Origin of the sequence: Flavisphingopyxis soli, from assembly GCF_007995095.1 — a bacterium.
GTDB classification, from domain to species: domain Bacteria; phylum Pseudomonadota; class Alphaproteobacteria; order Sphingomonadales; family Sphingomonadaceae; genus Flavisphingopyxis; species Flavisphingopyxis soli.
On the sequence record NZ_VOPY01000002.1, the window covers coordinates 539,516 to 558,868 of the forward strand.

Sequence of the window (19,353 nt, forward strand, 5' to 3'; positions counted from 1 at the left end):
CTAGGCGAGGCCGCTTCAACCCGCGATGAACTGAACTCGCCGTTCGGGGCGCGGGGGCTTGCGCGCCGATGACGAGCCCGCGTAGCAAGCGATCGACGGGTTCGCCCAAACACCGGCAGCATGAAGCGAGGATGACCGAATGTCCGAACGGCGCAAATATATCGTCGGCAACTGGAAGATGAATGGCACCAGGGACGACCTTGGCGAGGCGGCGGCGATCGCCGAGGTGGCTTCGGCAACCGACACTGTCGACGTAGCGCTGTGTCCGCCCGCAACGCTGGTTGCGCCCATGGCGGACCGGCTTGCCGAATTCTCGATCGGCGGACAGGACTGCCACCACGCCGAGGCAGGCGCCTATACCGGCTCGATTTCGGCGGCGATGCTGCGCGATGCGGGTGCCAGACTCGTCATCGTCGGGCACAGCGAGCGGCGCGAAGGCTGCGGCGAAAGCGATGCGATCGTCAGGGCCAAGGCCGAACGCGCGCTGGCCGACGGCCTCGACGTCATCCTGTGCGTCGGCGAAAGCAAGGCGATCCGCGATGCCGGCGATGCCGAACGCCACGTGACCGCACAGCTTGCCGCGTCACTGCCCGCATCGTTCGATTCCGCGCGGCTGGCGATTGCCTATGAACCGATCTGGGCGATCGGCACCGGCGATGTCGCGACCGTCGAAGATGTCGTTGCGATGCACGCTGCGCTGCGCGCCACCCTAGCTTCCCGGATCGGCGACGATGCCGCGAAGATTCGCCTGCTCTATGGCGGGTCGGTCAATGGCGCCAATGCCGCCGAGTTGCTCGCCGCAGCCAATGTCGATGGCGCGCTGGTTGGCGGCGCCAGCCTGACCGCCGTCAAATTCTTGCCCATTATCGAGGCTGCTGCCGCGATCTGACATCGGCGTGGCTTGCCAGTTGAAGCGCAACGCAATTGCGCCTATGTGCCGCGCCGACCATCTTCTTATCCAGCTAGCGGTGCCCGTTCATGCTTTTTCAGTTTCTCGTCGTCGTCCAGGCCCTTGTCGGCGCAGCCATGATCGGCGTCATCCTGATGCAGAAATCGGAGGGCGGCGGTCTTGGCGTCGGCGGTAGCCCGTCGGGCCTGATGTCGGCGCGCGGCGCGGCCGACTTGCTGACCCGCGCGACCGGCGTGCTCGCATTCCTGTTCGTGGTTCTCAGCATTGCGCTCGCCGGTCTCGCCTCGGTCAACCATAGCACTGGCCAGATTGGCGATGCCTTGACTGCTCAGCCGCCGGTAACCGATGTTGGTGCCGGCAGCGGCGTTCCGCTTGATGGCGGGATCCCCAAGGGTGACGATCCGCTGGCGCAAGCCGCCAAGGACAGCGGCACGGCCAAGCCCGCCGCACCTGCCAAGGATACTGGCGTCCCGATCGAATGATCGTCCCGCGGGTGCGCTGACGCCACCCGACAGCCGCACGCGACCGGTGCCCTCGAACGGGGGCGCATCGCGAATATATTTACGACTTGATGGATTCGCGCGCTTGCCACGCGACCCCAAGCACGACTAGGTCTTTTCTCCCATGGCGCGGTTCATTTTCATCACCGGCGGCGTGGTCTCTTCGCTTGGCAAGGGTCTGATGGCGGCAAGCCTCGCGGCGCTGCTTCAGGCGCGCGGCTACAAGGTCCGCATCCGCAAGTTCGATCCCTATCTCAACGTCGATCCCGGGACGATGTCGCCCTATCAGCATGGCGAGGTCTACGTCACCGACGACGGCGCCGAGACCGATCTCGATCTGGGCCATTACGAGCGTTTCACCGGCGTTGCTGCGCGCCAGTCGGACAACATCACCTCGGGCCGGATCTACCAGACGATCATCCAGAAGGAACGGCGCGGCGATTATCTCGGCGCCACGGTCCAGGTCATCCCGCACGTCACCGACGCGATCAAGCAGTTCGCGCTGGCCGAGACCGACGATCTCGATTTCGTCCTGTGCGAGATCGGCGGGACCGTCGGTGACATCGAATCGCTGCCCTTCATGGAAGCGATCCGCCAGCTGAGGAACGAACTCGGTCACGACAACGCGATCTCGGTCCATGTCACGCTGGTGCCCTATATCGCCGCGGCGGGCGAACTGAAGACCAAGCCGACGCAGCACAGCGTGCGCGAACTGACCGGCCTCGGCATCCAGCCAGACCTGCTATTGTGCCGCTCCGAACACCCGCTGCCCGACAGCGACCGCGCCAAGATCGCGCAGTTCTGCAACGTCCGCAAGGAAGCGGTGATCCCCGCGCTCGACGCACCGAGCATCTACAGCGTGCCGATGCAGTATCATGACGAGGGGCTCGACGCAGAGGTCCTGCGCGCATTTGGCATCACCGATGCGCCCGAGCCCGATCTGACGCGCTGGGACGATGTCATCGATCGCCACTCGCATCCCGAAGGCGAAGTCACGATCGGCGTGGTCGGCAAATATGTCGGCCTTCAGGACGCCTACAAATCGCTTCACGAAGCGCTCGTCCATGGCGGCATGGCCAACCGGGTCAAGGTCCACGTCCGCTGGCTCGATGCCGAGCTGTTCGACGGCGATGAGGCACTCGCCGCCGATCTCGAACCGCTCGACGCGATCCTCGTCCCCGGCGGGTTCGGCGAACGCGGCAGCGAGGGCAAGATCGCCAGCGTGCGCTATGCCCGCGAAAATTCAATTCCCTTTTTCGGTATCTGTCTCGGCATGCAGATGGCGTGCATTGAGGCGGCGCGGAACACCGCTGGTCTCGGTTCCGCTTCGACCACCGAGTTCGGTACGACCGACGAGCCTGTCGTCGGCCTGATCAGCGAATGGATGAGCGAAGAGGGCCTGCAGAAGCGCGAAGCCGACGGCGACCTCGGCGGAACGATGCGGCTCGGCGCCTATCCCGCGCACCTTTCGGCCAACAGCCATGTCGCGGCAATTTATAACGCGACCGACATTTCCGAACGCCATCGTCACCGCTACGAGGTCAATTCGCATTATCGCGAGGCGCTCGAGGCGGGTGGGCTGATGTTCTCAGGGCTCTCGCCCGACGGCGAATTGCCCGAGATCGTCGAACGCCCCGACCATCCATGGTTTATCGGCGTCCAGTTCCATCCCGAGCTGAAGTCGAAACCGTTCGACCCGCACCCGCTGTTCGCCAGCTTCGTCGCCGCTGCGGTCAAGCAAAGCCGCCTCGTTTAGATTGTCAGCAATCGCTGCGGTGAGCAGTGGTCGTTCATCGCCGCTTGCATCGCGCAGTAACTGGGGCCTCATTCCCGCTTCAGCTCGAGGTCATGAAAGTCGTATGAAAAGTCGGTGATGTCGCTGATCGCCTTCATCTTCATGCCGACCGCTTTTCCATCCTTGACCGTGAACGTGACGAAGGCATCGGCTTTCATCGTCTTGTCGGGCCAGATCGCGGCGAAGGTATCGCCGTCGAAAGGGGTCAGCGGTCCGTCGAGCAGGGCCGATCGGCCCATGTCGATAAACAACCCCTTGCCGCGCCGGCTGATCGTCACCGTGCCGTACCAAGGGTCCCGGTAGGTGCCCACATAGGCGTTGAGCGGCAGCGTCGGACGCTTGGCGTCTTTCGGCGGGGCAACCGCCTTGCCCAGGGCTGCGACCGCTTCGCTATTGGCCTTGGCATTGGCCGCGATTGCCAAGCCAACGACATCAGCGTCCTGGTTCCCATTGGCAAGTGCGTCAGCAATGTGGCGCGTCCACGCACCCGCCGTGCTCATATAATCGTTCGACGATGCGAAGATGACCGTCTTTTTCGCGGGCAGGATGATGAAATTGCTCGTTACCCCCGGCGCGCCGCCCGAGTGATAGACGATCGGCGTGCCTTCGGTGTTCGAGAGAAACCAGCCGAGGCCGTAGAGGACAAGATTGCCCTTGCCGGTCGCCGGGGAGATCGTCGTGGCAACCGGGGTCATCCCGGTCCACAGCGCTTTCGCCTGCTCTTCCGACAGCAGCCGCGTGCCGCTGGCCGTGACGCCCCCGTCGAGCCAGAACTTGCCCCATTTCATCATGTCGCCCGACGTGCACCAGATTCCGCCCGCGGCATCCCATGTCTTGGAAAACGCCATGCGTTGGTCAATCGGCGTGCCGTGCGTATCGGCGGCGGCGCGTTCGTGGCCGGTGGCGAACGCCTGGCCGGGCCGGATGCGCGTCTTGTCGGCGGCGCAATCGTTCATGCCCACGGGCGCAAAGATCCGGCTGGTGATGAAGTCGGTCCAACTCGTCCCCGACACCCGTTCGATGATCTCTCCAGCGACAATGTAAAGCAGATTGTCATAGGCGTAACCGTCGCGGAACCCCGTCGTCGGGCGCAGATATTTGAGCGTGGCGATGACGTCATCGGGCGTGGCATTGCCGTCTGGCCAGATCGTCAGGTCGCCCGCGCCGAGCGGCAGGCCCGATCTGTGGGTCAACGCGTCGCGAACGGTGAAATGCTCGCTGACCCACGGATCGTACATCGCAAATTCGGGGATGTATTTCCGGACAGGATCATCCCAGGCGAGCTTGCCTTCATCGACCAGCATGGCGAGCGCGGTGGTCGTGAATGCCTTAGATATCGACGCGATGGGAAACAGCGTGTCGGGGGTGACCGGGGCAGACTTCCCGTCCTCGATGCTGCCATAAGCTCCCGAATAGACCAGCTTCCCGTCTATCGAAACTGCTGCGGTCATGCCCGTGGCATCCAGGCCGCTCATGATCCGCTTGGCCTCGCCTGCATAATCGGGCGGGGTAACGTCGTCCGCTTGGGCCGGAAGGATCGTCACCGCACTGAGCGCAATCGCGCACGCAAGCTGCCATTTCATAGATTACCCTCCGCTGGTTCGAGCAGGGGAGTAATTCACCACAGCTCGAACGCAAAGGGGTAAATCATCCAATAGCGTCGGCCGACCGGCAAGCCATTCCGCGCGACGCGACCAAAAAAAAGCGCCCGGGTTTTGAACCCGGGCGCAGCGTGACGAAACTTTCGCCATCCCCCTTTTGGCGGTAATTCCTTAGTGATCACCGCCCAAGGCGACGATCGGACCCCGACCTGGTCCGGATCCGACGGCGAAGGATTGCTCCTCCGCTCCGTCGTTCGGATACGCATTTGATATGAACTGTTTGCACGTTTGTCATGCGATGAAGCCGCTGCCTGCCGATTATCGTTCGGGCCTGTGTCCCATGAGCCACATGCAAGATGAAGGGGCGATGCTTGCCAGCCGCAGGGCGCGGGCCTAAAGCTGCATTCCCGCCTTTGGCGCAATTTCGGGCTGTCATGATCCTCTCCCCCGCCGAACGGCTTATCGTCAAACGTTACATCCTGCCGGGCAAGGGCGAGGGGTTCATTTTCCTCGTCGCCTCGATCAGCCTCGTCGCGGTGATGCTCGGCGTTGCCGCGCTCGTCATCGTGATGAGCGTTATGAACGGCTTTCGCGCCGAGCTGTTCGACAAGATCGTCGGGCTCAACGGCCATGCCGTCGTCCAGGGCTATGATGGCCGGCTCGACGATTGGCGCGATGTCCTCAAGGAAGTGCGCGCGACGCCCGGCGTCACATCTGCGACGCCGCTGATCGAACAGCCCCTGCTTGCCAGCCTCAACGGTCGCGTCGATGCGGCGCTGGTGCGCGGCATGGAGCCGAACGACATCCGCGAAAATCCCAGTCTCAAGGGCAAGGCGGTTGCGGGCAATCTCGGCGAGCTGACGACCGGCTGCCAGTGCGTCGCGCTCGGCAAGGAACTCGCCAGGCAATTGGGCGCGCAGCCCGGCGGCAACATCACGATCATCAATCCGGCGGGGCGCAGCACGCCGTTCGGCACCGTTCCGCGCGAGATATCGTATCGCATCGCCGCGATCGTCGAGATCGGCGTCTATGACTTCGACAAGGCGTTCGTCATCATGCCGATGGCCGATGCGCAGACGCTGCTGCTAATCGGCGATTCGGTCGGCATGATCGAAGTCGATACCGTCGATGCCGACCGCGTCGGAGAGATACTCGCCCCCGTCGCGCAGAAGGTCGCGGGCAAGGCGGTCATCTCGGACTGGAAACAGATGAACTCGACGCTGTTCGAGGCGCTCGCGGTCGAGCGCGTCGCGATGTTCGTCGTCCTGTCGATCATCATCCTCGTCGCGGTGTTCAACATCCTGTCGTCGCTGATCATGCTGGTCCGCTCGAAGATGCGCGACATCGCGATCCTGCGCACGATGGGCGCGACGCGCAAATCGATGGTGCGGATCTTCGTTACCGTCGGCGTGTCGATCGGCGTGCTCGGCACCGTTGCCGGCCTGATCCTCGGCGCGATCTTCCTCTATTTCCGCCAGGGCGTCGTCAATTTCGTCCAGTTGCTCACCGGCCAGGACCTCTGGGATCCCTCGATCCGCATGCTGACCGAGCTGCCGACCAAGAGCGATCCGGTCGAGATCGTCGGGATCGCCGCGATGGCGATCATCTTCAGCTTCCTCGCGACGCTCTATCCTGCCTTCAAGGCAGCCAATACCGACCCCGTTCAGGTGCTGCGTTATGAGTGAGATGCTGAAAGTCGCGGGGCTTACGCGCAGCTTCGAACAGGGCGGGGTGACGATCGACGTCCTGCGCGGGCTCAACCTCGAGATTGCCCCGGGCGAGATCGTCGCGCTACTCGGTCCGTCGGGTTCGGGCAAATCGACGCTGCTCCAGGCGGTCGGCCTTCTCGAAGGCGGCTTCGGCGGATCGATCCGCATCGATAACGAGGAAGTCGCCAGGCTCGACAGCCACGAACGCACCGTCGTGCGCCGCGACAAATTGGGCTTCATCTACCAGTTCCACCACCTGCTGCCCGATTTCAGCGCGCTCGAGAACGTCATCCTGCCACAGCTGATTCACGGCCGCAGCGCGAGCGAGGCGGCCGAGCGCGCCAGTGACCTGCTCGGCCGCCTCGGCCTGGGCGAGCGCGTCGATCACAAGCCGAGCAAGCTGTCGGGCGGCGAGCAACAGCGCGTCGCGGTCGCGCGCGCGCTGGCCAACCGTCCGCGCCTGATCCTCGCCGACGAACCGACCGGCAACCTCGACGAGAAGACCGCCGAGATCGTCTTCGACCAGTTCCTCAGCCTCGTCCGCGGCCACGGCTCCTCGGCGCTGGTGGCGACGCACAACGAGGCGCTCGCAGCCCGAATGGACCGCGTCGAGCGGCTGCACGAGGGCGTGCTCGTCTGAGGCTTGCAAGCCAAGCGCGCAGCTGTCACCTTCGCGTCAGGAGGAAGGCTCATGACGATTGTCCTGGCCGCAAGCATGATCGGCCTGCTCGTCGCAGCACCCGGCGCGATCCAGTATGCTGAACCCACGCCAGCGCAAACCGCTGCCACCCAGCCCGCACCGAAAGCTTCGCCGTGTACCGGCGATGCGTATCACCAGCTTGATTTCTGGATCGGCGAATGGGACGTTTTCCCCAACGGTAGCGACGCCCAGGTCGCAACAAGCAGGATTGAAAGCCTCTACGGGGGATGCGCGATCCGCGAGAACTGGATGCCGTTTGGCGGAACCGGCGGCGGTAGCCTGAACAATTACGACAGCGACACACGGTCTTGGCGCCAGGCGTGGGTCGACTCTTCGGGAACACGTGTCGATTTCAGCGGTGGCCTGTCGGGGGAGACGATGGTCCTCACGGGGCTGTGGCGCAATCTGCTCGGGCCCGGCCGCGACGCGCTGGTGCGGATGCAATACACCCTTCAGCCGGACGGATCGGTGCGCCAGCATGGCGAGCAATCGACCGATTTCGGCCTCAGCTGGCAGCCCTCGTTCGACTTTATCTACCGCCGTCGGCCCGGCTAGGTCGCGCGCGCCAGAAAGCCGAGCAATTCGCTTCCCCGAATCACGCACCGGGCGTTAGGGTGCACCCAACCATGTCGCATGCCCCCTTCGTCCCCCTACGCGTATTCTCCAGCTTCACCATGCTCGACGGGGCGATGGACCCGAAGGCGATCGGCAAGGCCGCGGCGCAGCGCCGTTTTCCCGCGATCGCGCTGACCGATCGCAACGGGCTTTACGCAGCGATGCCGTTTTCCGACGCGTGCATGGCGGGCGGTGTCCAGCCAATCATCGGCACGATGCTGGCCGTCGCCCGACCCGACACGCCCGATGGCGCGCAACCGGCGACCGACTGGCTCGCGCTCTATGCGCAGGACGAGACGGGCTATGGCAATCTGTGCAAGCTGGTTTCGGCGGCCCATCTCGATCGCCCCGTCGAACGCGATCCGCATGTCACATTCGACGCGCTCGAAACGTATAATGCCGGACTGATCTGCCTCACCGCGGGCGGCGAGGGTGGCCTGACGCGGATGCTCGCGCAGGGGCAGCAACATGCCGCCGACCGCTATCTCGCGCGGCTCAAGGACGTGTTCGGCGACCGGCTTTATCTCGAGCTGTGCCGTCGCGGCGACGCTGACGAGACCGCCGCCGAAGCCGCGCTCATCGGGCTCGCCGACACCCACGGCCTGCCGCTCGTCGCGACCAATCCGTGCTGTTTCGAGGAACCCGGCTTCCACCCCGCGCACGACGCGATGCTGTGCATCGCCCAGTCGTCGTACGTCGAAAGCGACGACCGCCGCAAATCCTCGCCCGAAGCATGGCTCAAGTCCGCCGAGGCGATGGAGGACCTGTTCTCGGACATTCCCGAGGCGATCCGCAACACCGTCGTCGTCGCACAGCGCTGCGCGGTCGCCGCGCCGCATCGCGACCCGATCCTGCCGAGCCTCGCGGGCGATCGCGATGCCGAGGCGGCACAATTGCGCCTCGACGCGCACGCCGGGCTTGCCGAGCGCTTGTCGCTCTATGGCGAGATGACCGCCGAGGAGCGCCAGGTCTATCTCGACCGGCTCGATTTCGAGCTCGATGTCATCATCCAGATGGGCTTTCCCGGCTACTTCCTGATCGTCGCCGACTTCATCAAATGGGCCAAGGCGAACGACATTCCGGTCGGGCCCGGGCGCGGTTCGGGCGCCGGCTCGGTCGTCGCCTGGTCACTGACGATCACCGGGCTCGACCCGCTCAAGCTCGGCCTGCTGTTCGAACGCTTCCTCAATCCCGAACGCGTGTCGATGCCCGATTTCGATATCGATTTCTGCGAAACGCGCCGCGGCGAGGTGATCCGCTACGTCCAGGACAAATACGGCCGCGATACCGTCGCCCAGATCATCACCTTCGGAAAGCTGAAGGCACGCGCGGTGCTCAAGGATACCGGGCGCGTGCTGCAGATGAGCTATGGCCAGGTCGACCGCCTCGCCAAGCTGGTGCCCAACCACCCGACTGACCCGTGGACGCTCAAGCGCGCGCTCAACGGCGTGTCCGAGCTTGCCCGCGAGTACAAGCAGGACGCCGGCGTGCGCCGCCTGTTCGACATGGCGCAGCAGCTCGAAGGCAAGCCGCGCCACAGCTCGACGCATGCCGCCGGCGTCGTCATCGGCGACCGTCCGCTCGACGAGCTGGTGCCGCTCTATCGCGACCCGCGCTCGGACATTCCGGTGACGCAGTTCGACATGAAATATGTCGAAAGCGCAGGCCTGGTAAAGTTCGACTTTCTCGGGCTCAAGACGCTCTCGGTGCTCAAGGAGGCCGAGCGACTGCTTGCGCTGCGCGACATTACGGTCGATCTCGACACGCTCGCCTGGGACGATCCGGAGGTCTACGAACTGCTCCAGCGCGGCGATACCGTCGGCGTCTTCCAGCTGGAATCGGAAGGCATGCGCCGCACGCTGTCGGCGGTCAAACCGACCGCTTTCGGTGACATCATCGCGCTCGTTTCGCTCTATCGCCCGGGTCCGATGGACAACATCCCGCTGTTCGGCGCGCGCAAGAACGGGCGCGAACCGATCGCCTATCCGCACGCGTTGCTCGAACCCGTGCTGGCCGAGACCTACGGGATTTTCGTCTATCAGGAACAGGTCATGCAGGCCGCGCAGATACTTGCCGGCTACACGCTCGGACAGGCCGATTTGCTGCGCCGCGCGATGGGCAAGAAGATCCAGGCCGAGATGGACGCCCAGCGCGCGGGCTTTGTCGAAGGCTGTCTCGCGGTCAACGGGATCGAGGCGAAACAGGCCAACGAGCTGTTCGACTTGATCGACAAGTTCGCCGGCTATGGTTTCAACAAGAGCCACGCCGCGGCCTATGCGCTGCTCGCCTATCAGACCGCCTGGCTCAAGGCGCATTATCCGCACGAATTCTTCGCCGCATCGATGACCTTCGACACGCACCAGACCGAGAAACTGTGCATCTTCGTCGACGATCTCAGGCGCTCGGGCTGCGAAATCCTGCCGCCGTGCGTCAACGCCAGCCACGCCGACTTCTCGGTCGAGGTCGCGAACGACGAACCGAAATTGCGCTATGCACTCGGCGCGCTCAAGAGCGTCGGTGAAAAGGCGATGGAGAGCCTCGTCAGGGAGCGCGAGGCCAATGGCCGCTTCAAGCACCTCGACGATTTCGCCGACCGCGTCGAACCGCGCCAGCTCAACCGTCGCCAGCTCGAAGCGCTTGCCGGAAGCGGCGCGTTCGACGATCTCAACGCCTCGCGCGAACAGGTCTTTGCCGCTGCCGAGACGATCCTGTCGGTTGCGTCGAGCGCGGCGAGCGCGCGCGAAAGCGGGCAGGGCGGGCTATTCGGCGGTGACGTTGCGACCGCACCGACGATCCAGCTGCCGCGTACCGCCGAATGGTCGATCGCCGAACGGATGCTTCACGAAAAGGACGCTTTCGGCTTCTATTTCTCGGCCCATCCGGTCGAGCAATTCGGCGCCGTCGCCGCTGCCAACGGCGCACGCACCTTTGCCGAAATTTGTGAACTGAGCGGTTTCCAGCCCGGCGCGCGCCGCCCCGCGGTGATGGCAGGCCTCGTTGAATCGGCGCGTCAGCGCGTGTCGCAACGCGGCAAGGCCTATGGCGTCGTCACCCTGTCCGACCGCTCGGGACAGTTCCAGGCAAGCTGCTTTGAAGACACGGTCAATGAAACGCTCGCCGAGCTCGCTGCCAAGGGCGAATGCGCGCTGCTCCAGGTCGAACTCGACCTGCCCGAAGGCGAAGAGGTGCCGCGCATCGCGATCCGCCAGGCGACGCCGCTCGCGCGGATCCACGCCAATACGCCGCTGCTGCTTGAAATCTCGGTCACCGATGCCGACGCGCTCGACGGCATTGCCCGCCTGCTCGGCGCACGCGTTCCGGGTGGCGATGCCGCGATCATCCGCGCGCTCGACAACGACGTCGAACGCGCGCGCGTCGTGATCGGCACGAAGCTGACGATCGACGCCGATCTCGCCGCGCTGATCGGGCGGATCCCCGGCGTGATCGACACGAATATCGGCACCCGTCCGCCGACGGGGCTTGCGTAAGACCATCGCTTGCGGTCAACCTCTCCCATAAAACAAAAGGGAGAGACGGATGATCGGCGGAATGCAGGACCGACCTTTGCGCGTGACCGACCTGATCGATCACGCCGCGCGCGAACATGGCGCGCGAGAGATCGTCACACGCTGGGCCGATGCCAGCGTGACCCGATCGAGCTGGGCCGAACTCGCCGTGGATGCACGAAGGTTCGCCAGCGCGCTGGTCGGTCTCGGCATGAAGCCGGGCGACCGGATCGCGACGCTGGCGATGAACCACGCCCATCATCTCGCCACCTGGTATGGCGCGGCGGGGATGGGCGGGGTGCTTCACACGGTCAATCCGCGTCTGTTCCACGAACAGCTCGTCTACATCATCAACCATGCCGGTGGCCGCGTGCTGCTCTATGACGCGATGTTCGCGGGGCTCGTCGAACAGCTTCGGCCCGAGTTGACGACGATCGAGCATTATGTCGTCTTCGACGGCGCGGGCGAGGGAACGTTTCGCGCGTTGATCGACGGCGTGGACGGCGATTTTACCTGGCTCGGCGGAGACGAACGCGACCCGTGCGGTTTGTGCTATACCAGCGGCACCACCGGCCATCCCAAGGGCGTGCTCTACGAGCACCGGTCGAATGTCCTCCACGCGCTCGCCAGCCTCCAGCCCGACGTGTTCGACATGACGACGCGGTCGGTGATGTTGCCCGTCGTGCCGATGTTCCATGCCAATGGCTGGGGCATTCCCTTCGCCGCCGCGATGGTCGGCGCGAAGCTCGTTTTTTCCTGCACCAACGACGCCGGCGCGCTGTGGACATTGTTTCGCGAAGAGGGCGTCACGCACAGCGCAGGCGTGCCGACCGTCTGGCTGGCGATGTTCGCCGACATGGACGCCAACGGCGGCGATTACGGCAAGCTCAGGCGCGCCGTCATCGGCGGGTCGGCGGCACCGCGCGCGATGATCGAGCGACTGATGCGCGCCGGGATCGACGTCGCGCATGCCTGGGGCATGACCGAAACGTCGCCGATCGGCACGGTTGGATCGCGACCCGCGAACTGGGACGAACTCAGCTTTGACGAGCAGGTCGATATCGTCGTCAAACAGGGCAGCGTCCCGTTCGGCGTCGAACTGCGCACGCTCAACGACGATGGCACGGTGCTGCCGCGCGACGGGACAAGCAGCGGCCGTCTCGAGGTCCGTGGGCCCTGGATCATCGATACCTATTTCGGTGATGCCGGCGGCCCGACGATCGATCAGGACGGCTGGTTCGACACCGGCGACGTCGCGATCCTCCATCCCGACGGGGTCATGCAGATCACCGATCGCGCCAAGGACGTGATCAAGTCGGGCGGCGAGTGGATCAGCTCGATCGAACTCGAAAATGCCGCGGTCGGTTGCCCCGGCGTTGCCGAGGCGGCGGCGGTCGGCGTCCATCATCCCAAATGGGACGAACGCCCGCTGCTCCTCGTCATCCGCAAGCCCGACAGCAGCGTCTCGGCCGACGACATCCTCGCCTATCTCTCGGACAAGGTCGCCAAATGGTGGCTGCCCGACGAGATCAAGTTCGTCACCGAACTGCCGCACACCGCGACCGGCAAGCTGCTCAAACGCAAGCTGCGCGACGCATATGCCGATTATCGCCTGCCGGGGGTCTGAGCCTAAAACAGCTCGCCCTGCGGCCCCTGTGGCCTGCGAAACAGCTCGGTCGCGAGCCGGGTGCGCGGCCCGTCGAGCCCATAGGTCCGCGCGGCGCGCTTGAACCGCGTGCGCAGCAGGTCGGCCCAGGGTCAGCGTCCGCGCATCCGCGTGCCGAAGCCGGGATCGTTATCGCGTCCGCCGCGCAAATCGTTGATGATGTGCATGACCTTCTCGGCGCGGTCGGGATAATGCGCATCGAGCCATGCGCGGAACAGCGGCGCCACCTCGTGCGGCAGGCGCACCGGGATGTACGATGCCGCACGCGCGCCCATTTCAGCGGCGCGTTCCATGATGTGTTCGATCTCGTGATCGGTGATCGCGGGAATGACCGGCGCGACATTGACGCCGACCGGGATGCCGCGTTCGGCAAGGCGGCGGATCGCATCGAGCCGCCGCGCCGGCGTGCACGCGCGCGGTTCGAGCGTGCGCGCAACGACCGGGTCGAGCGAGGTCACCGAGATCGCCACGCCGACGAGATTCTGCGCCGCCATCTCGGCGAGCAGGTCGATGTCGTCGCAGACGCGCGCCGACTTGGTCGTGATGATGACCGGGTGGCGCGTTTCGGCAAGGACTTCGAGCACCTCGCGCGTGATCCGCCAGTCGCGTTCGATCGGCTGGTACGGATCGGTATTGGTCCCCATCGCCATCGGCGCGCAGCGATAGTCGGGTTTCGCCAATTCTCCGCGCAGCAGCTTGGCCGCGTCGGGCTTGGCGAACAGCCGGCTTTCGAAATCGAGCCCCGGCGACAGGTCGTGATAGGCGTGCGTCGGCCGCGCGAAACAATAGACGCAGCCGTGTTCGCAGCCGCGATAGGCGTTGATCGAACGGTCGAAGCCGAGATCGGGCGAGCTGTTGCGCGAGATGATCGTTCGCGCCCGCTCGACCGTCACCGTCGTTCGCACGGGCGCGGCGTGCCCGTCGATTGCCGCGCGATCGTCGAGCCATTCGCCGTCGGCCTGGCGCTCGGCAAGGTTGAACCGCAACGGCGTCAGGTTCTGCGGCGCGCCGCGTCCCTTCGTCGCGAAGATCGGACTGTCTGGATCGGGCCGAATTGCCATCGTTCGACCTTTAGGATATCAATGCGAACGTAACAAGAACATATCGGAGGACGCTCATGCCAGCACGGTTCAACTATCTCGAACTACCGAGCGACGATCTTGCCCGTTCGCGCGGCTTTTACGAGCGGGCGTTCGGCTGGAGCATGACCGCGTTCGGCCCGACCTATGCCGCGACGATCAGCGACGACACCGACCTCGGCATTGATGGCGATCGCGAAGAGGCCACGCGGATCAAGGCGCCGCTGCCGGTGATCGAGGTCGACGATCTCGATGCCTGCCGCGCGGCGATACTCGCCGCCGGCGGCACGATCGATCGCGATATCTTCGATTTCCCCGGCGGCCGGCGCTTCCACTTTACCGACCCCGACGGCCATCTGCTCGGCGCCTGGCAGCGCGGCGAGAGCTGAGCCCTATTTCTCTGTCAGGCGCGGCAGCAGCTCGGCGAAATTGCACGGCCGATGGCGGCTGTCGAGCTGGGTCCGCAAAATGCCTTCCCAACCGTCGACGACCGCTCCGGGCGAGCCGGGCAGGGCAAAGACGAACGTGCCGCGCGTGACGCAGGCGCAGGCGCGCGACTGGATCGTCGATGTGCCGATTTTCTGGTAGCTGAGCCAGCGGAACAGTTCGCCGAACCCCGGGATGTCCCGCCCGTCGAGGCGCTGCAACGCCTCGGGCGTAACATCGCGACCGGTCACCCCGGTGCCGCCGGTCGTGACGATGCAGTCGACCGCGGGATCGTCGATCCAGTTGTGCAGTCGCGCGACGATGAGGTCGGCCTCGTCATGGACGATGGCGCGTCCGGCCAGGTTGTGGCCGTCTTCGGTGATCAGCGCGGCGAGCCGGTCGCCCGAGACATCCTCGGCCGGGCTGCGGCTGTCGGAAATGGTCAGGACGGCGATGTTGAGCGGAGTAAACGTGCGGGTTTCGTCGATCGGCATAGGCTCGTCCTTGATAGGCGTGCTCAAGGCTGGTTGAGACTGAGCCTCGTACCGCCCTTGGCGTCGGGAAAGCGCGGCCAGTGGTTTTGCGCGAGCACGTTCTGCGTGACCGAACCGCGGCCTTCCTGGCGTTCGTACATCCAGTAATTGCGCAGGATGATCGCGACATAGCCACGCGTTTCCCAATAGGGCAACGATTCGATGTAGAGCAGCGGATCGCCCTTGTCGTTGACCTCGGTATTCCAGCGCGCAACCGGGCTGGGGCCCGCATTATAGGCGGCGATAACCTTGGGCAGCAAACCACCCGTCACCGCCGAATCGCGGAGCTTCTCGAGGTAGCTCTGGCCATATTCGATATTGACCTCGGGCCGCGCGAGATCGGATTTTTCGAGGAACGAACCGCGCACCTTGGCGAGGTCCTGCGCGGTGCCCGGCCGGACCTGCATCAGCCCATAGGCCCCCGCGGAACTGACCACGTCGCGGCGAAAACCTGATTCCTGGAGCGTGTGCGCGTAAACCAGCGCGGGATCGACCCGCCAGCCGTTTTCGGGTTGCCAGCTCGGCGCCGGATAGCGCGCGAACTCGTCGGGGCGTTTGCCGCCGGGGGTATTGTAGGCGAGGTAGAGCTGCGTTTCGGCGAGGTTGAGCGAACGCGCAACCGCGAGCAGTTCGTCATGGTCCGATGCGGGGCCAATCTTCGCCTGGTGCCGGAGGAGTTGGTCGGCAAGCTTGTGCTCGCCCATCTCGGCGAGCGCAGCGGCCATGCGGACGTTGGGCTTGCTGGCAATGCCGCGTCCGCTGGTTTCGGCGACGGCGGGCGAAGGCTCGGGCAGGCCGAGCGCTTCCATCGCGAGGAATCCGTAAAAGGTTTCGCGCTGGCCCGCCGCCGTGCGCAGGCGCGACTGGACCAGATGCGGCTCGCCGCAGGCGAGATAGGCGCGCGACGCCCAATAGGCACCCGCGGCCTTGAGCTCGCTGTCGCTTGTGCCCTGGACGACCTTGTCGAACGACGCGGCGGCATAGCGGCAATCGTCGAGCCGCCAGGCTGCCAGCGCGGCGATCCAGTCGGCCTGGACGCGCCAGTCGCCGGTGCCCTGTTGCGCCATCCGTGCGAGACGCAAGGCATCGGCATCGCGGTTCTCGATATAATAGGACCAGGCGACGCGCTGTTGCCATTCAGTGAGCGCCGCCGGGCTGAGCTGGCTGGCGACATCGTTCAGCGCGCGTTCGGCGCCCGCCGGGTCATCGTTGACGATCATCTGCTGGGCGATCGTGCCCAGCGCGACACCGACCGGGTCGTCGGTGACCGATTTGCCGCGCGCGCGGATCGGCGCACTCCCGCTCCAGCGCAGCCCTGCTTCGGTCGGCAGGGGCGGCAGCTCGGTTGCGCCGCGACGCTGGGCGAGGCGGCCAAGTTGCGCCGCCTGCGGCAGGTTAGGCGCCTGGCGCAACAGCGCCATCAGGCGATCGAGCGGCACTTCGGGGCTGTTGGCGGCAAGATAATATTCGGCGGTCAGCAAGGGCGTCAGCTGGTCGCGCTGCGCGGAGGCAAGCATCTGCTCGACATCGCTCCAGCGCTGGTCGCGGATCGCCTGCAGGATCGCCTTGGCGCGCTGGCGTTCGCCGGCATCGATCCCGCTGTCGACGCTGACCATCGGCGCCAGCGACGAATAGCTGACGGTCGCCGCCAGAACCTCGCTCGCAAGGGCGGGCATGGCGACCAGACCCGATGCGGCAACACAGAGGATCAACGATTGGCGGAGCGGGGCGATCATGAGCGCGTCAGTTCCTTTTGTACCTGCAAGAGACTTTCCCACGCTGCGCGCTTGAACCGCTGGTTGCGATCGAGCGTGCGCGGATGGAAAGTCGCGACTGACGTGATGATTGCACCTTTAACTTTAATTTCGAGTAACTTTCCGCGCGCGTTGACGACATCGGTCGCCAAAAGTGCACGGCTCGCCTTGTCGCCGAGGATCAGCACCACCTTGGGTTTGACCAGCGCGATGTGGTGGCGGGCGATGTCGGCCAGCGCGGCGATGTCCTCGGGGGCCAGTCGTGTGCCCGCCAGCGGCGATACCGCCATGCTGGCGATCGCGACCTTTTTGCGCTTGAGGTCGATCGCATTCAGCATCCGGTCGAACAGCGCGCCGGGCGCGCCGCCCAGGACGTGACCGTCGATCAGGTCGACCGCATCGGGCGCGGCGGTCAGGACGAACAGGTCGGCGCAATCGGGTCCGCTGGCGGCGACGCGGTTGCTCGACGGGCCGGCGCCGGGAACGTCGGGAGATCTTGCCAGCCATGCACGCAGCTCGGCGAGCGTAGCGGGCAGTTCCAGTCGCGCGGGAGCGGATTGCACGGGGGCGGATTGGGCGGGGACGGCAACCGGGTCGGGCGCCGATCGCAGCTCGACCGGCTGGGCGTTTGCCGGCGCGATAGCGATCGGCTTGGGCGCGACCAGCAGGTCCGCCGGATCGTCGGCGAAATCGCAGTCGACCCCCGCCAACGACCACCAGTCGAGCACGCTGTGTGCCAGTTCGAGATTGCCCCCTGCCATCATTTGCTTGAAACAGCGTGTTGACGGCAAGGTCAATCAAAAGGCATCGGATACCCGACGAACTGTGCATCGCGTGCGAACGGGGGACGTTTCCGGTCTCGCCGACCTGCACCGCGACAAAGGAGACGACCAGTGAGCGCCGAAGAAACTCAACGCGAATCGATGCCGTACGACGTCGTCATCGTCGGCGGTGGCCCCGCCGGCCTGTCCGCGGCGATCAGGCTCAAGCAACTCGCCGAGGAAAAGGGCCACGAGCTTTCGGTCTGCATCCTCGAAAAGGGGTCGGAGATCGGCGCGCATATCCTCTCCGGCGCGGTGATCGACCCCAGGGCGCTCGACGAACTGATCCCCGACTGGCGCGATGCCGGCTGCCCGCTGGCCGACACGCCGGTCACCGATAACCAGCACTGGGTGCTGAGCAAGTCGGGCAAATGGGGCCTGCCGCATCTCCTGACGCCGCCCTTCATGAACAACAAGGGCACCTATACCGGCAGCCTCGGCAACCTGTGCCGCTGGCTCGCCGAACGCGCCGAAGCCATGGGTGTCGAGATTTTCCCCGGCTTTCCCGCCGCCGAAGTGCTCTACAACGACGATGGCAGCGTAAAAGGCGTCGCGACGGGCGACATGGGCGTCGCGCGCGACGGCAGCCACAAGGCGGACTATCAGCCCGGGCTCGAACTCCACGCCAAATACACCTTTTTCGCTGAAGGCGTGCGCGGCAGCCTGACCAAGAACCTCAAGGTCAAATACGCGCTCGACGAGCATGTCGAACCCCAGGTCTATGGCCTCGGCGTCAAGGAACTGTGGGACGTTGCCCCCGACAAACACGTCCCCGGCCGGGTCATCCATACACAGGGCTGGCCGCTCGACGACGACGCCAATGGCGGCGGCTTCCTCTATCACCAGGCCAATGGCCAGGTCGCTCTGGGCTTCGTCACCTGGCTCAATTATCGCAACCCCTATCTGTCGCCGTTCCAGGAGATGCAGCGCTGGAAGCATCACCCCGCGATTGCCGAGATCCTCGCGGGCGGAAAACGCGTGTCGTACGGCGCGCGCGCAATCAACGACGGCGGCTTCCAGTCGGTCCCGCATCTCGTCTTTCCCGGCGGCGCGTTGATCGGCTGCAGCGCAGGTTTCCTCAACGTGCCGCGGATCAAGGGCACGCATACCGCGATGAAGACGGGCATGATGGCCGCCGAGGCCGCGTTCGATGCGATCGCCGCAACCCGCGCCAACGACACGCTCGATGCGTATCAGAGCGCCTATGAGGTGAGCTGGGTCGCCAAGGAACTGAGCAAGGTTCGCAACGTCGTGCCGCTGGTCAAGAAGTTCGGCGACCTGATCGGGTCGATGCTCGCCGGTATCACGATGTGGGCCGAACATCTTGGGCTGCGCATGCCCTTCACGATGAAGCACCATCCCGATCACGCCAGCCTGTGGCGCAAGGACCTGGTCACGCCGATCGACTATCCCAAGCCCGACGGCGTGCTCAGCTTCGATCGCCTGTCGTCGGTCTTCCTGTCGAACACCAATCACGAGGAGGACCAGCCGGTCCATCTCCACCTCGCCGATCCCGACCGGCCGATCGCGTACAATCTGCCGCATTACGACGAACCGGCACGGCTTTACTGCCCGGCAGGCGTTTACGAGGTGATCGACGAGGGCAACGGGCCGCGCTTCCAGATCAACGCGCAGAACTGCGTCCACTGCAAGACGTGCGACATCAAGGACCCGACGCAGAACATCAACTGGGTCACGCCCGAGGGCGGTGGTGGCCCCAATTATCCCAATATGTGAG

14 protein-coding genes and 1 pseudogene are annotated in these 19,353 nt (G+C 65.0%); 10 read left to right on the forward strand and 5 right to left on the reverse strand.

The genetic code is table 11. The features are described from left to right. Positions 1-139 precede the first annotated feature (139 nt). From tpiA to FSZ31_RS09260, 3 genes are all read left to right on the forward strand, one after another. The gene (tpiA, locus tag FSZ31_RS09250) at positions 140-889 is read left to right on the forward strand and encodes a triose-phosphate isomerase (RefSeq protein WP_147123058.1); all 750 of its coding nucleotides are present in this window, start codon (positions 140-142) and stop codon (positions 887-889) included. 89 nt (positions 890-978) lie between these two features. Continuing rightward, on the forward strand, positions 979-1,392 hold the full coding sequence (gene secG, locus FSZ31_RS09255) for a preprotein translocase subunit SecG (protein ID WP_147123059.1): 414 nt from the start codon (positions 979-981) through the stop codon (positions 1,390-1,392). A 142-nt stretch (positions 1,393-1,534) separates the two neighbouring features. Beyond that, on the forward strand, positions 1,535-3,166 hold the full coding sequence (locus tag FSZ31_RS09260; RefSeq protein WP_147123060.1) for a CTP synthase: 1,632 nt from the start codon (positions 1,535-1,537) through the stop codon (positions 3,164-3,166). Positions 3,167-3,234: 68 nt separating this feature from the next. Here the strand turns inward: FSZ31_RS09260 and FSZ31_RS09265 are convergent, their stop codons facing one another. Further along, entirely contained in the window at positions 3,235-4,788 is a 1,554-nt protein-coding gene (locus FSZ31_RS09265) for a serine hydrolase (protein WP_147123061.1), read from the reverse strand. 452 nt (positions 4,789-5,240) lie between these two features. Here FSZ31_RS09265 and FSZ31_RS09270 point away from each other — a divergent pair, with 452 nt between their 5' ends. From FSZ31_RS09270 to FSZ31_RS09290, 5 genes are all read left to right on the forward strand, one after another. Further along, positions 5,241-6,491, forward strand: coding sequence for a lipoprotein-releasing ABC transporter permease subunit (locus FSZ31_RS09270; protein ID WP_147123062.1), 1,251 nt, complete (start codon positions 5,241-5,243; stop codon positions 6,489-6,491). Continuing rightward, entirely contained in the window at positions 6,484-7,155 is a 672-nt protein-coding gene (locus tag FSZ31_RS09275; protein WP_147123063.1) for an ABC transporter ATP-binding protein, read from the forward strand. The genes FSZ31_RS09270 and FSZ31_RS09275 overlap by 8 nt, the downstream gene beginning before the upstream one ends. A gap of 51 nt (positions 7,156-7,206) precedes the next feature. Beyond that, a complete protein-coding gene (locus FSZ31_RS09280; RefSeq protein WP_147123064.1) occupies positions 7,207-7,770 on the forward strand; it encodes a hypothetical protein in 564 nt (187 codons plus the stop codon). Positions 7,771-7,841: 71 nt separating this feature from the next. Further along, a complete protein-coding gene (gene dnaE / locus FSZ31_RS09285; RefSeq protein WP_147123065.1) occupies positions 7,842-11,318 on the forward strand; it encodes a DNA polymerase III subunit alpha in 3,477 nt (1,158 codons plus the stop codon). 49 nt (positions 11,319-11,367) lie between these two features. Next, positions 11,368-12,963: a long-chain fatty acid--CoA ligase gene (locus FSZ31_RS09290; protein ID WP_147123066.1), complete on the forward strand. Its 1,596-nt coding sequence runs from the start codon at positions 11,368-11,370 to the stop codon at positions 12,961-12,963. Positions 12,964-12,965: 2 nt separating this feature from the next. On the opposite strand, the pseudogene FSZ31_RS09295 reads toward FSZ31_RS09290, so the two are convergent. Further along, a pseudogene (locus tag FSZ31_RS09295) lies at positions 12,966-14,063 on the reverse strand (PA0069 family radical SAM protein). A gap of 56 nt (positions 14,064-14,119) precedes the next feature. Between FSZ31_RS09295 and FSZ31_RS09300 the strand changes: the two are divergent. After that, on the forward strand, positions 14,120-14,470 hold the full coding sequence (locus tag FSZ31_RS09300; protein ID WP_147123067.1) for a VOC family protein: 351 nt from the start codon (positions 14,120-14,122) through the stop codon (positions 14,468-14,470). A gap of 3 nt (positions 14,471-14,473) precedes the next feature. Here FSZ31_RS09300 and moaB read toward each other — a convergent pair whose 3' ends face one another. From moaB to FSZ31_RS09315, 3 genes are read right to left on the reverse strand one after another with little or no spacing between them, the layout of a single operon-like run. After that, positions 14,474-15,001, reverse strand: coding sequence for a molybdenum cofactor biosynthesis protein B (moaB, locus tag FSZ31_RS09305; protein ID WP_147123068.1), 528 nt, complete (start codon positions 14,999-15,001; stop codon positions 14,474-14,476). A 23-nt stretch (positions 15,002-15,024) separates the two neighbouring features. Next, positions 15,025-16,776, reverse strand: coding sequence for a lytic transglycosylase domain-containing protein (locus FSZ31_RS09310; protein WP_147123069.1), 1,752 nt, complete (start codon positions 16,774-16,776; stop codon positions 15,025-15,027). Then, a complete protein-coding gene (locus FSZ31_RS09315) occupies positions 16,773-17,558 on the reverse strand; it encodes a uracil-DNA glycosylase family protein (RefSeq protein ID WP_147123070.1) in 786 nt (261 codons plus the stop codon). The genes FSZ31_RS09310 and FSZ31_RS09315 overlap by 4 nt, the downstream gene beginning before the upstream one ends. 159 nt (positions 17,559-17,717) lie before the next feature. Here FSZ31_RS09315 and FSZ31_RS09320 point away from each other — a divergent pair, with 159 nt between their 5' ends. Beyond that, positions 17,718-19,352, forward strand: coding sequence for an electron transfer flavoprotein-ubiquinone oxidoreductase (locus tag FSZ31_RS09320; RefSeq protein WP_147123280.1), 1,635 nt, complete (start codon positions 17,718-17,720; stop codon positions 19,350-19,352). Position 19,353 lies beyond the last annotated feature (1 nt).